Here is a 12900-nt window from a genome sequence, read left to right on the forward strand (position 1 = left end):
GGCGCATCCCGCATAGCGATAAAGCTCTCGAAGAGAACTTCGATCATCGCCATCGAGTGCTCCATGGACGGAATTGTACAAAATGCTCCCTGTGGTCCGGCAAGTGCCGGTTACAACACCTGACACTATGACTGGCTGAGTGACCAAATCAAGCCTCATGGCGAGCAGTAACGAGCGCAGAGTCACCCTTCGCGTGCCGACCAGTTTGCATGATCAACACTTGGGTCAGCCGGTGCGGACGGAAAGCCGTCATTCGCTGCGGCGCGCGCTATTGTCCTGTTTGGGTCAGCATTTCCGTCACGCACGTGCTTTTGTGACCGGATATTGCATCCTCCAGGGCACAGAATGATTTATCTATGAAAACAAAAATCGTGTCGTTTTGAAACTTTCCACCCGGACCGACCCGTGTCTCCTGTATCGCAAGGCGAATGGGTCTTGCTTCACAAAGGAGACTGACCATGACCTTCAAGACACTTTTCGCCGCTTCCACCACAGCCATCGCTCTGGCCACGGCGAGCTTCGCAGCGAACCCGACCGTCGGCGGTGCGCCGATGCTGGAAGAGCGCAACATCATCGAAAATGCCGTGAACTCGCCGATACACACGACCCTGGTTGCCGCGGTCAAGGCCGCGGACCTGGTGGAAACGTTGCAGGGCGTGGGTCCGTTTACGGTGTTCGCGCCGGTCAATGACGCCTTTGCCGCCCTGCCGGCCGGAACCGTCGACACCCTGCTGAAGCCCGAGAACAAGGCGATGCTGCAAAAAGTGCTGACGGCGCATGTCGTCGCGGGTGATTGGTCGGCAGCCGATATCGTTGCGGCCACCAAAAAGAGCCGCGACGGTTTCTACCACTTCAACGCCGTGTCGGGCGACGCTCTCTCGGCCAAGGTCGTAAATGGCAACGTCTATATCTTCGACGAAAGTGGCAATGCCGCCAAGGTGACCGTGGCCGATGTCGATCAGTCGAACGGCGTGATCCACGTGGTCAACTCGGTCCTTGTGCCCAAGTAACGTCCGCACAGGTTGACCAACGCTCTCTCCGCCTTGGCGGGGAGAGCATCATCAAAGCTACAGGAGGTCCCATGAAACGCCGATCAATGATGGCCGGACTGCTTGCCTGCACCGCATTCCCGCTGCGGGCCGCCGAAGGCCCTTTCGAGGTAACGCGCAGCCCCGCGGAATGGCGCGCGATGCTCTCGGACACCGAATACAAAGTCATGCGTGAAGAGGCGACGGAACGCGCCTACTCCAGTCCGCTGGACAAGGAAAAACGCACCGGCACCTATCACTGCAAGGGCTGCGAGTTGCCGCTCTATAGCTCGAAGCACAAGTATGACAGCGGCACCGGCTGGCCCAGCTTCTGGCAAAGCCTGCCGAACGCGGTCGGGACCAAGGCGGACAACAAGCTTTTCGCCACCCGGACCGAGGTCCACTGCCGCCGCTGCGGATCTCATTTGGGACACATATTCGACGACGGACCGCAGCCGACCGGCAAACGGCATTGTCTCAATGGGGTAAGTCTGGTTTTCCGGACCTGACGTGTGGCGCTTTCGCCGTCTAAGATGTTGATATAATTCACAAATTCTCGGCTCCAAGCTCCAGAAACGCCAAGCATCACAGAATCAGTCGGCTGGGGCGCATCGTTGAAGGCATAGCAAGCGAGTGTGCAACTTCTGCACATGACGACACGGGAATGCCATCAATGGTTCGCTTCGAACTTGCTCAAAGCAGATTCCAAGTCGCTTAACATCAAAGGTTTGCGCAGGCAAACGCATCCCAACGGAAGGTCCGCAGGGGGAAGATGAGTGCCGCCGGAAATTATCAGAATATGACAGCCGGTCTGCAAGTCCCTGACATAAGCCGCCAAGGCCAACCCGTCCATTGAGCCCGGCATGTCGATGTCAGTCACCAGAAGGTCAAAATTCATCCCGTCCGTGATCAACGCGACCGCCTTGTCAGCATCCGCTGCCTCGCGGACAGAATGCCCCAAGTCCGACAGGCACAGCGCAAGGTCCATTCGGATAATCGCGTCGTCTTCGACAAGCAGGATTTCGAATGACCGTGAGACTCGATCCATGGCACGCACCTTTCGCTGAACTGGAAGCGCGCCGCTAAGCGGTGGACACGAGACCCTATGTCACCAACGGGGCAATCGGGGTCTTAGTTCCTTTGCTGACATAGAAATCCCGCGGAACCCAAACCAGTTTCGTCGCCACCCGGAACAGCGGCCAAATCGAGGTCTCGCCCGTCCGGGTGTCGTATCGTCAGCGATGATCGGATTGCGTTGACAGCAGGGTTCCGTTGCCCAGCCTCAAGAAGAACTCTCGCCAGCTGAGGTCCATACCGCGGGGCTCCGGATTTTCCGACGACGGTTTGCCACGTGCGCTTAAAGACGGTTCCGTCACAGCTTCGGCCACTTCATTCATCGTTGCTCGCGGCCGCGTCCCGAGCTGCTCTCGCGGCTTTCAGACGTTCGCCCTTGGCTGCGCGTTCACGCGCTTCTTCGTCGATGATCAGTTTCGCCGCTGCCGTAGTCTTATCCAGCTGCGTGCGGGGTTGCTCGGGCATGTCCTTGAACGCGCCCTCAGCTTTCAAGTGGCGCCCCCCGTTGCCACGCTGCGGGGGGACGCCTTGAATGAGGTCCTGGAGGGACCGCTTCAAGCGAGAGCCAGATTGGTCGCGGATTCGCGCCCGTCACGACCAGCTTCAACGTCGAAGGTCACTTTCTGACCGTCTTCGATGCGGGTCAGACCCGCGCGTTCGACGGCGGAAATATGCAGGAAGACATCCTTGCTGCCCGACTCGGGTTCGATGAAGCCGAAGCCTTTGGTTGCGTTGAACCATTTCACGGTGCCATTGGCCATGTCCGTGTTCTCCAAAATAAGTGCTGCCCGCAGAATGCGGCAGCCCGGCACAGTCGGTCCTGATCGATCAACTGAGAGCCGTCTTGTCGGAGGCAGAGGTTCGAGAGAAAAAACGTAAGCTTCACGTATATGGATGCGACCCTGCCGCATTGCAATGATCAACTGTGCAGAAACCGAGAATATGCGCGGTCCGCGATCTGTCGCGCGACAGAAAGCTAAACTGGATCATCTTGTGCCGGAGGGGCTTGCATGGACTCTTGGGACACCATTCGACACAGTCGTGACCAAGCACACCATCCATGCCAACGACCGGAAAGCCCTTGTCCGCACTCAAGCGACACAATGTAAAAACGACCGGGGCCGATGGTCGACAGATGATGTTCGCGCATGGTTTCGGTTGCGATCAGACGATGTGGCGCCTCGTTGCACCCGGTTTCGAAACCAACTTCGGCGTGGTGACGTTCGACTACCTTGGCGCGGGTGGATCGGACAAGTCAGCCTACGATCGTGACCGTTATGCCTCGCTGGCAGGCTACGTCAGTGATGTCGTCGAAATCGGCCGGGAACTTGACTTGCGCGATGCGGTATTCGTCGGGCATTCGGCCAGCGCGATGATCGGGGCACTCGCAGCAATCCGGGAACCCGATATGTTCAGCGACCTCGTGATGGTCTGCCCGTCCCCGCGCTATGTCGATGGCCCCGATACGGGGCATCGCGGCGGGTTCAGCCAAGGTGACATCGACAATTTGATCCGCTCGCTGGAAGAGAACCCTTTGGCATGGTCGGCCTCCATGGCCCCCGCGATCATGGGGACCCCGAAAGACCCGATGCTCGGGGCGGAACTGACGGAAAGCTTCTGTCGTCTCGACCCGCGGATCGCCCGCGATTTTGCCAGAGCGATATTCAATGCGGACAATCGCGCCGATCTGCCGAACGTCACGGCACGCACGCTGATCCTGCAATGCCGACAGGATATCCTGGCCGAAGTCTCTGTCGGCGAATACGTGCGCGATATGGTCCCGGACAGTTCGCTGGTCGTGCTTGACGCCACGGGCCACTGTCCGCACCTCAGCGCACCGGATCAGGTTGTCGCCGCTATGCGAGGTTTCCTCTGAATGTCCGCGGATGGAGAGGCGGCGCCGACCCGCGACCTGCTTGATGACGCGCCCTGCGGGTTCCTCCTGATCGACGAACTCGGCCAGGTGATCTCCGCGAACAGGACGCTCTCGGAATGGATCGGCGTTGCGCCCGATGACATCACAGGGCGGTCCGTTACTGCGATCTTTGGCCTCGCCAGCAGTGTCGTCTTCGAAACCAGCCTTCTGCCTCTCCTGCGATTGCAACAGGATGTCTCGGGCGTCAGCCTCGATCTGGCCGCGAACGACGGAACCTCTACCCCCGTGATGATAAGCGCCAATACCCACGGCGACGGGGCGTCCCGCATCACACGTCTGGTCCTGGTCAAGGCCGCTGCCCGTCGTGAATACGAGCGTGAACTCATCGACGCACGCGCGTCGGCCGAAACGCGGCTATCCGCGGAACAAGACCACGGCGAACTGCGCGAACAATTCGTCGCCGTTCTGGGACATGACCTGCGAAACCCAGTGGCGTCAATGTCGTCTGCCATCCGGATGTTGTCGCGCGATCTCGATGAAGCGAAGAAAGCGGAACTGCTCCTCTTGATGCAGGGCAGTGTCCAGCGCATGTCGCGCCTGATCGACAACGTGCTGGATTTCGCCCGCAACCGACTGGGCGGCGGGATCGAGCTGGACATCGGGAACGGGGATCTGAAAAGCGCGATCGTTCAGGCGGTGGATGAACTGAAATCCGTCGACCCGAACCGCGAGATCGAGCTCGATTTGTCGATCACCGAGCAGGTCGATTGTGACACATGGCGGATTGGCCAACTTGTGTCGAACCTGCTTGGCAATGCGCTGGTCCACGGCGACCCGGCGCACCCCGTGACGCTGGACGTGTCCACGCAAGCGCCTGGCCACCTTGAGATTTCCGTCTGCAACAAGGGAGAGCCTATTCCGGACGAATCCATGGCAAAGTTGTTCGATCCGTTCGAGCGAAACGGCGCTGCGGGCAAGCAAGGCCTTGGATTGGGGCTCTATATTGCCTCCGAAATTGCCAAGGCGCATGGTGGTGCCATCGACGTCACATGTGACGAGGTCATTTGTTTCACGTTCCGGATGCCTGCCGCTGCCTGAGGATAGTGACACCGAATAACCGGACAGACGTCGGCTTTTGGGGTAACGGCGAAACTCCCCAATCTCTGGTCCTGATGAAGGAAGTCTCAATGGGGTTGTTTGACCACAAAATCTTGCAACGACAGAAAGGCGACTGATCGCCAATAGCTGACGTTCACCGCACTGAGCACCGATGTCCGCAAAGGGCCGAGAGCGACGCCGCATGATGCGTGGTCAGTCATTTGCCCCTGCGGCGCAGCGAAGGTCGGGAGAGAGCCCAACCTGTTTGATGCTGCGTATTGCATGAAGGTCTGCTATCTGGGCCCAGACAAAATTTTCTGAGGGCCAAACTATGTCGGATGACTGGATTATGATTGTTCCAAGACTTCCGGAACATATTCCTTCATCCGACAAGGCTGAAGCCGCACTTGGACTTTTGGAAACGTCGATGCCCGACGCCGACGAATTCGAAGTTATTCAAAAAGAGCACGTCCAATTTTTTGATTGTGGTGCAAATCTTGAAACGATCGACTGCCCTCAGTGCAGTGCCAATATCGGCTTTGATTGGTGGGGCGAAACGATGTCTTCAGATTATGATGAAGAGAGAGGTTTCCGACTTGATGCCTACCCAGTGCCTTGCTGTTCGAAACCAGTCGCACTCAATGAGCTGGTTTATCAGTTTCATCAAGCGTTCGGTTGCTTCGCTTTGAGCGTTATGAATCCGAATATTGGAAAGCTGTCCGACGATGCCTTAAAAGAGATCGAGGTTGCACTGGGTTGTGAGGTCTCAGTCGTGTATCGACACCTTTGAACCTTGCGCGCATTGCTGACATTGGCGCAGCTGTAGCGAAAGTCCGTTTAGTCCCGCCCAGCCGACCTTCAGCCTCCGAAAATGCTGCGCGATGGACGAATGGCCGTTATGGGGAAGCCGCACCGCGGTGATCGGCCAGGGACTGAACGGCAGGTTGGGGCCGGTAGCCACGGGTTTCACAGCTTCTGAAATAGCCAGCCAAGGATAGCGTATGCCGTCACCGGATCCTGGATGTGCACTTTCACTTCGGCAGCAGATGTGACTTCGGCTCCCGGAAAAGTTTGAACGAGTTCGTCCAGGCTAAGCCCCAAGTCCGAAATGGCAGGACCTCGAAAATACCAAAGAACCCAGGACTTGTTGAGCACAGCCGCAAAGTACCACCGGCCATCTTTGGAAAAACGGAGTTCTCGATCGATGTAGCCGTGGCCACCGAACTGCGACGAGAGCGCCGTAGGTAGATTGGCCCGTGCGAATAGTTGGTAGGCAGCACGAGCGGCCATCGAGGTGTTGTCCCCAATTTGCTTTGCCAACTCCTGTTCGTCGATAGCCATAGGGCGCCTCCGCTTACTTGCTTATGTTGCTTCGTCGATACACCGTTGGCAAGCAACCAAAAGCCTCACACCGTGGTGAAGATGCCGCGCGATGGACGAATGGCCGATCTAGTGAACGTCGCACTGCGGCGGTTGATGCCGCGTCGAAGGTCCGCAATGGGTCGGCGGCGCCCGCAGACCTGGCGCGCCAAGGCGTGGGTTCTGCTGCGCCGCCGAAAGTCTGCTTCGAGCCCACGCTGTCTGATTTTGCGAGATTTAATAACGGAAGCATCTGTGGTTCTACGACTTTCTAATGAACTATAGCATTGTGGTTTGAGCCAGTCGGATCGCTGAACTGGTTTCGTTCTATAAAAGAGGCAAGTTGTGTGAACACGAAAAAGCAGCTGCGACACATCGAGCGTGATCTAAACGGCATCGTCGCCGCGATCACTCAGGTATCAGGAAGGCGCGCACGCCGGGCACGACGTGTCGCACAGATCGCAACTGGCAAGATCACTGGCGCGGCCACTATTGGTGGCATGCTAATGTTCATCTCTGCCTTCGGGTCAGCTTCGACTGGTACGGCCATTGGTGCATTGAGCGGAGCGGCTGCTACGTCCGCACAAATGTACTGGATCGGCTCGATCTTCGGCATGGGAGCAATTGCGGGCGCAATCATCCTGCCTGCCATAGGAGCCGTGCTCGGCCTGCTTGGCGTGTTCTTCATTTCGCGGGGGCTGTTTGGACGACCTCGGAAGCCGGAGAAGATGCATGAGTTCGAAGTGCGGACATTGTTTGCCAGCCTGCGCCTGGCCGATCCCATCGCTTCGCATCTTGCCGATGATGCGCCTGCGCCATCAAAAGACGTGCTAAGGGTCTATTCTCATGAAGGCTTACTGCCACTCTGCGCTTTGATCGGCGACCGTCTGATTGCCCCCAACAACCCGAACGAAACGGATACTGAATGCCAATCATTCGAAGACACACTCGCCCTGCTGCCCCAGTGGAAACTACGACGACACCATCGCCGACTATCCCGTCGCGCCTCGAAACTTGCACGGTCGAGGAAAGCGACAGGCATTCAAGGCTTGCTTCGATCGTCATCGCGGTCACGTTTCAGCGCCTGATCGAAGGCGCGTACCGTGAGTGGACGCTGGAAGAAGAATTGGTGTTCCAAGCGCTACGTCGCTCCATCGGTTCTCTAAGAACAGCAAGCGCTCAAGAGCTTTCGGACTATCTGTGTTCGCTTTCTCAAGACCAGCTTCGCGGCGTTGCGTCGAACGTGAAAGGCATCTACCACGAGCTTTTGTTCGTGGAGGCCGAAAACGGAGATTGGGACTCCGTGGCAGCCGAGGTGAAAGAGTTCACCAATCATCCGGGCGCCGACGTCGAATTTTTTGTCGATGGCAATGTAATCGGGGAAGTGCAACTAAAGGCCGTTGCGTCGGAAGCGCAGGTTCTGGAGCATCTGGCGCGTTACCCTGATATCGAGATCAGAGTGACTGATGAAGTGGCGGCGAAAATGCCCGGCATCGAAAGCTCGGGATTTTCCAACACCGAGCTGACTCGTAATGTCTATGATAGGCTCGCGGTGCTGCAGAGGGATGGCTTGGTTGAGGAGATAAGCGAGGGGCTGGCCACCTCTTCGCTCGTCAGTTCTGCCATCATTGCGGGCAAGGCGGTGCGAGGGCAGCACCTCTCGGGAACACAGATTCGATCATTCCTAGTCGATGCTGGTATCGGCGCGAGCACTGCTGCCGTCTTGGACGTTCTGCTGCTGCCTTTGACGAGCTGACAGTAGGAAGCGGACCTTTCATCATCGCACAGCGCTTATAAACCTTGTATTCTTCCGCACTGCTGACCTGGGGATCTTGGTTATTGCCACGTGGTGCCATGAAGGTCCGAAATGGGAAACCGCGCTTCGGCAGCGGTGATCCAGGCCAATGACCGGTGTGGGCCGGGAGGTGACGTAGTGGCTGACCTGAGCCCCGGCGCTTCTCCGGACTTCCCGAGATTCAGCTGGTGCGTCGTACTAATCTCATCCAGCATGGCGCTAATGAACCGAGCGCCGTCGTCCTAGCCCTGAACGCGGGCGATAGGAAGACACTAGGGTGGCAAATACGGACAGAGGCACTCGACCGGATGCGCAAACAGGATTTGATCGAAGGTGTAGCGACGCCGATTTGACCCGCCCAGTTCACGCCCTTTGCCTTGAGCGAATGGCTTCGCTGGTTAGGGCGTCCGGGTTCCGATGGATGGGGAGGGAGTTTAATTGGGCTGAGATGAGGACCTGAGGCGCCAGTCATTCATTTGATATTCTCAAGGTAAAGCAACCGATCTTCACCAATACAGTTTAGAACAGGCTAGGCATTGGGTCCTGAACAGCTTACGCAACTCTGCGTATTGCTTTGATGTGCGAGTTTCTCGGGTCTAAGCTCTGCAGCAAAGTTTGGTTCGACAACGCTCAGTGCGACCTCCCGCAACCAACACCAAACGCCCCGTGCCAAAAAGGCCGGGGCGTTCGGCGTTCGGGGCACCTAAACCTCGATCTCCGCATTCTCGATCACCGCTTCCATCGCCACGAAGCTTGAGGTCGACGCCACACCAGGCAGGGCCGAGATCTGGTCGCCCATGATCGTACGGAAATGCGTGATGTCTCGGCTGCGAACCTTGAGAAGATAGTCGAAATTGCCGGCGATCATGTAGCATTCCTCGACCTCGGCGATCTGGCGGACCGCGTCGTTGAACCGGCGTAGCGCCGCTTCGGTGGTGTCCAGAAGTCGGACCTCCATGTAGGTGACGTGGCTCAGCCCGAGCTTGCGCGGGGACAGGACCGCGCGGTAGGCCGCGATCACGCCCGATTTCTCCATCGCCTGAACGCGTTGTGTCACCGGCGTCTTGGACAGGCCGACCCGGCGGGCAAGCTCGGTCATCGAAATCCGCGCGTTCTGCTGCACCTCCCTCAGGATGGACAGGTCGATCTTGTCGAGCGGCATATGATCCTCCGTGTGACCCGATAAAAGTCGATACGTCTCTCAAGTATCTCACAAAAGGGCGCTCTGTCCATTCAGGCTGCGGTACAAAGGTCGCAACATGCCCACGGAGCCTGCCATGACAGCTGACCTGACCGCCTTTACCCCCGATGCCAAGTTCGCCGACGAGGCGCGTCTGACCGACCAGCTGATCGCCAACAGCACCCTGACCCCTGCCACCCGTCAGGCCATCCATGCCCGCGCCGTCGACCTGATCACAAAGGTGCGCAACGACGCCGCGCCCAGCCCGATGGAGGCCTTCCTGACGGAATACGGCCTGTCGACGCAGGAAGGGGTCGCGCTCATGTGCCTGGCCGAGGCCATGTTGCGTGTGCCCGACACCCAGACGATGGAGGCGCTGATCGAGGACAAGATCGCGCCGTCGGACTGGGGCCAGCACCTGGGCGCGGCCTCGTCGAGCCTTGTCAACGCCTCGACCTGGGCGCTGATGCTGACGGGCCGCGTGCTGGACGACAGGCATCCCGGGGTTTCGGGCGTGGTGCGGGGCGCGATCAAGCGGTTGGGCGAACCGGTGATCCGCGTGGCCGTGGGGCAGGCGATGAAGGTGATGGGCCGCCAGTTCGTGCTGGGCGAGGCGATCGCCCCAGCCATGTCGCGCGCCCGGGGGATGGAGGCCAAGGGCTATACCTACAGCTATGACATGCTGGGCGAAGCCGCGATCACGGGCAGGGATGCCGAGCGGTATTTCCAGGCCTACAGCAACGCCATGGCCGAGATCGCGCGCGCCTGCAGCCACGCGGACGTGGCCGAGAACCCGGGCATCTCGATCAAGCTGTCGGCGCTGCATCCCCGCTACGAGGTCGCACAGGAAACGCGGGTCATGGACGAACTGGTGCCGCGCGTTCTTGACCTTGCGCGGCAGGCCAAGGCGGCGGGCATGGGGCTGAACATCGACGCCGAAGAACAGGACCGGCTGGTGCTGTCCCTCAAGGTGATCCGCGCCGTTCTGTCATCCCCGGATCTTGCCGGATGGGATGGCTTTGGCGTCGTCGTGCAGGCCTATGGCAAGCGGGCGGGGCTGGTCATCGACTGGCTGGGCGCGCTGGCGACGCAGCTGGATCGGCGGATCATGGTGCGGCTGGTCAAGGGCGCCTACTGGGACACGGAAATCAAGCACGCGCAGGTCGAAGGGCTGCCCGGCTTTACCGTGTTCACCACCAAGCCCGCCACAGACGTCAGCTATATCGCGCTGGCCGAAAAGCTGTTTTCCATGGCCGACCGGATCTATCCGCAGTTCGCCACCCACAATGCCCACACCGTGGCCGCGATCCTCGAGATGGGGCAGGGGCAGCGATACGAATTCCAGCGCCTGCACGGGATGGGTGAAAGCCTGCATGACATCGTGCACAGGGCCGAGGGCACGCGCTGCCGGATCTACGCGCCGGTCGGCAAGCATTCGGACCTGCTGGCCTATCTCGTCCGGCGTCTGTTGGAAAACGGCGCGAACAGTTCCTTCGTGCATCAGATCGTCAACCCGGCGGTCACGCCAGAAACCATCGCGACCGATCCCTTCGATGCGGTCAGAACCGCCACCTCGCCCGCCGGGCTGGTGCCGCCGCAGCGGATCTTCGGGGCCCGCGAAAATTCGCGTGGCTGGGATCTGACGGACGATGCGACCTTGGCCGCCATGGACCGGACCGATGACATCGCCGATGTCACGCCCCGCACCCTGCGCCCGGCGACCGGAACCGAGGTCGAGGTGCTGAACCCCGCCACCGGTGCGGCGATTGCCACCGTGCGCGAGGCGGACGCAGAAACCGTCGACCGCGCCATTGCCGACGCCCGGCTTTGGGCGGCCCCGGTCGCGACCCGTGCCGATACCCTGCGCCGCGCCGCCGACCTGTATGAGGCCAACGCCGACCGGATCTTCGGCATCCTGGCCCGCGAGGCCGGCAAGACCCTGCCCGACGCGGTCGGAGAGCTGCGCGAGGCCGTCGACTTCCTGCGCTTCTACGCGGATGAAGCCGAGCGTAAGGGCTTGGAACCGGCCGGGATCTTTGCCGCCATCAGCCCCTGGAACTTTCCGCTGGCCATCTTCACCGGCCAGATCGCGGCGGCGCTTGCCGTGGGCAACGCGGTCCTGGCCAAACCGGCCGAGGCGACGCCGGTGATCGCGGCCCTTGCCGTCGACCTGCTGCACGAGGCCGGGGTGCCGCGCGACGCGCTGCAACTGCTGACCGGCCGGGGCGGTGTGGTGGGCGCGGCCCTGTCGTCTGACCCGCGCATCGCGGGCGTGGTCTTCACCGGCTCGACCGCCACCGCCAAGACGATCCGCCGCGCCATGGCCGACACCCTCGCCCCCGGTGCGCCGCTGATCGCCGAAACCGGCGGGCTGAACGCCATGATGGTCGACAGCACGGCCCTGCCCGAACAGGCGGTGACGGATATTATCACCTCGGCCTTCCAGTCCGCCGGTCAACGTTGTTCGGCCTTGCGCTGCCTCTATCTGCAGGAAGACGTCGCGGACCATATCCTCACCCTTCTCAAGGGCGCGATGGACGAGCTGACGCTCGGCGATCCCTGGCACCTGTCGACCGACGTGGGCCCGGTCATCGATCAGGCGGCCCATGACGCGATCAGCGCCTATGTCGACGCCGCCCGCCGCGACGGGCGCGTGCTGCACGAGGTAGCCAGCCCCGGGCAGGGGTTCGTCGCCCCGGTGATCCTGCGCGTTGCCGGGATCGCCGACATGGAGCGTGAGGTCTTTGGCCCCGTCCTGCACGTGGCCACCTTTCGCAGCCGCGACCGCGCCCGGGTGATCGACGACATCAACGCCATGGGCTACGGTCTGACCTTCGGCCTGCACACCCGGATCGACAGCCGCGTGCAAGAGGTCACCGACACGATCCACGTCGGCAACCTTTATGTGAACCGCAACCAGATCGGTGCCATTGTCGGATCCCAGCCCTTCGGCGGTGAGGGTCTGAGCGGGACCGGCCCGAAGGCCGGCGGTCCGAACTACCTGAAACGGTTCGCCAGGGCCGAGGCGCAGCAGGCCGAGGGCGATTGGCAGGAGGACTGCGACCCCAAGGCACTGGCCGCCCGGATCGCCGATGCCCCGACCGGCACCGAAATTTCCCGTACCGCAATGCCCGGCCCGACCGGAGAGGACAACACGCTGACCCTCGTCGCCCGGGGCCCGATCCTATGCGCAGGTCCGGGACCCAAAGCCGCCGCCGCGCAGGTCGCCGCTGTCGAGGCGCTTGGCGGGATCGCCGTATCCACCGACGGCCACCTTGCCGCGGGGCCGCTTGAGACCTTGGCGGGCATCGAAGGCGTGCTGTGGTGGGGCCCCGACCCGCGCCCCTACGCGCAGGCTCTCGCCCGCCGCGACGGTGCGATCCTGCCGCTGATCACCGGCCTGCCCGACCTCGGACACGTGGCCCACGAACGTCACGTCTGCATCGACACGACGGCCTCGGGCGGCAACGCGGCTTTGTTGGCGGGGTAG

The 12900-nt window shown here is 60.7% G+C and carries 12 protein-coding genes; 7 read left to right on the forward strand and 5 right to left on the reverse strand.

Translation table 11 applies throughout. From position 1 onward, the window contains the following. Positions 1–458: 458 nt before the first annotated feature. Together E4S58_RS00005 and msrB are read left to right on the forward strand one after the other, a co-directional pair. Positions 459–1010: a fasciclin domain-containing protein gene (locus tag E4S58_RS00005; RefSeq protein WP_136634280.1), complete on the forward strand. Its 552-nt coding sequence runs from the start codon at positions 459–461 to the stop codon at positions 1008–1010. Positions 1011–1081: 71 nt separating this feature from the next. Then, complete coding sequence (msrB, locus tag E4S58_RS00010; protein WP_136634281.1) at positions 1082–1537, forward strand: peptide-methionine (R)-S-oxide reductase MsrB; 456 nt, start codon at positions 1082–1084, stop codon at positions 1535–1537. A gap of 161 nt (positions 1538–1698) precedes the next feature. On the opposite strand, the gene E4S58_RS00015 is transcribed toward msrB, so the two are convergent. The 3 genes from E4S58_RS00015 to E4S58_RS00020 form a co-directional block, all read right to left on the reverse strand. Further along, positions 1699–2076 carry a response regulator gene (locus tag E4S58_RS00015; RefSeq protein WP_136634282.1) on the reverse strand — a complete coding sequence of 126 codons (378 nt, stop codon included), beginning with the start codon at positions 2074–2076 and terminating at the stop codon, positions 1699–1701. Positions 2077–2417: 341 nt separating this feature from the next. After that, positions 2418–2594 (reverse strand): hypothetical protein, encoded by a 177-nt coding sequence (locus E4S58_RS17795; RefSeq protein WP_169052558.1) that lies wholly within the window; start codon positions 2592–2594, stop codon positions 2418–2420. A gap of 62 nt (positions 2595–2656) precedes the next feature. Beyond that, positions 2657–2863: a cold-shock protein gene (locus E4S58_RS00020; protein ID WP_136634283.1), complete on the reverse strand. Its 207-nt coding sequence runs from the start codon at positions 2861–2863 to the stop codon at positions 2657–2659. A gap of 320 nt (positions 2864–3183) precedes the next feature. On the opposite strand from E4S58_RS00020, the gene E4S58_RS00025 reads away from it, so the two are divergent. The 3 genes from E4S58_RS00025 (at position 3184) to E4S58_RS00035 (ending at position 5866) form a co-directional block, all read left to right on the forward strand. After that, complete coding sequence (locus tag E4S58_RS00025) at positions 3184–3978, forward strand: alpha/beta fold hydrolase (RefSeq protein ID WP_136634284.1); 795 nt, start codon at positions 3184–3186, stop codon at positions 3976–3978. Next, positions 3979–5076, forward strand: coding sequence for a PAS domain-containing sensor histidine kinase (locus tag E4S58_RS00030; protein ID WP_136634285.1), 1098 nt, complete (start codon positions 3979–3981; stop codon positions 5074–5076). 331 nt (positions 5077–5407) lie between these two features. Then, positions 5408–5866, forward strand: a complete 459-nt coding sequence (locus tag E4S58_RS00035; RefSeq protein WP_136634286.1) for a hypothetical protein — start codon at positions 5408–5410, stop codon at positions 5864–5866. Positions 5867–6042: 176 nt separating this feature from the next. Here E4S58_RS00035 and E4S58_RS00040 read toward each other — a convergent pair whose 3' ends face one another. Next, on the reverse strand, positions 6043–6417 hold the full coding sequence (locus E4S58_RS00040; protein ID WP_136634287.1) for a hypothetical protein: 375 nt from the start codon (positions 6415–6417) through the stop codon (positions 6043–6045). A 982-nt stretch (positions 6418–7399) separates the two neighbouring features. Between E4S58_RS00040 and E4S58_RS17800 the strand changes: the two genes are divergently transcribed. Beyond that, positions 7400–8191: a hypothetical protein gene (locus tag E4S58_RS17800; RefSeq protein WP_169052559.1), complete on the forward strand. Its 792-nt coding sequence runs from the start codon at positions 7400–7402 to the stop codon at positions 8189–8191. 742 nt (positions 8192–8933) lie between these two features. On the opposite strand, the gene E4S58_RS00050 is transcribed toward E4S58_RS17800, so the two are convergent. Next, the gene (locus E4S58_RS00050; protein ID WP_136634289.1) at positions 8934–9392 is read right to left on the reverse strand and encodes an Lrp/AsnC family transcriptional regulator; all 459 of its coding nucleotides are present in this window, start codon (positions 9390–9392) and stop codon (positions 8934–8936) included. A gap of 115 nt (positions 9393–9507) precedes the next feature. Here E4S58_RS00050 and putA point away from each other — a divergent pair, with 115 nt between their 5' ends. Continuing rightward, positions 9508–12900 (forward strand): bifunctional proline dehydrogenase/L-glutamate gamma-semialdehyde dehydrogenase PutA, encoded by a 3393-nt coding sequence (putA, locus tag E4S58_RS00055; RefSeq protein ID WP_240789416.1) that lies wholly within the window; start codon positions 9508–9510, stop codon positions 12898–12900.

This window comes from Pseudooceanicola onchidii (genome assembly GCF_004959925.1).
GTDB classification, from domain to species: Bacteria; Pseudomonadota; Alphaproteobacteria; order Rhodobacterales; family Rhodobacteraceae; genus Pseudooceanicola; species Pseudooceanicola onchidii.